Origin of the sequence: Mangrovihabitans endophyticus, assembly GCF_014646155.1 — a bacterium.
Taxonomy (GTDB): Bacteria; Actinomycetota; Actinomycetes; order Mycobacteriales; family Micromonosporaceae; genus Actinoplanes; species Actinoplanes endophyticus.
Genome location: NZ_BMMX01000207.1, coordinates 1 through 522 on the forward strand (window position 1 = coordinate 1; position 522 = coordinate 522).

Below are 522 nucleotides of genomic sequence, written 5' to 3' on the forward strand. Positions count from 1 at the left end.
ATCAAAGCCACCCCCAAAGAGCTTTTAAGATCCAAAAATTTATCGCCCAAATACAGCCCAAACAACAGCCCCCAAACAATGCGGGTGTATTCAATCGGGGCAATGATCCCAGCAGGCGCGTTCATGTAAGCATAAGTTAAGAAATACTGCCCCAAAGTCCCGCTAACCCCTATTAAAGAAATCCACAAAATGTCTTCTTTTCTAGGAATATGAACGCCTGTGGATAAAAAAGGAATATCAATGAACATGCCCACTAATCCAAGAAGGCTCATGCCAAAGGCGAACGCTAAAATCACGGCTTGCTTGTCGTAATATTCCCTCAAATCCCTTAAAGTGATATACGCTAAAGACACAAAGATCCCGCTCAATAGGCCCATAAAAATTTCAACCGGCCCCACATTTTCTACGCTAGGATCTGAAATCAACACCACCCCCACTATCCCGATGCATGCAGAAATTAACGCACTTCTTTTTAATTTTTCTTTCAAAAGAAAAGGGGAAAGAAGCACCGTATAAATTGGC

The 522-nt window shown here is 42.3% G+C and carries 1 protein-coding gene; it reads right to left on the minus strand.

The window, feature by feature from the left end:
- Positions 1–509 (minus strand): DMT family transporter (locus IEY73_RS34940; RefSeq protein ID WP_229716464.1); only part of this gene is annotated, 509 nt, incomplete at its 3' end.
- Positions 510–522: the final 13 nt, after the last annotated feature.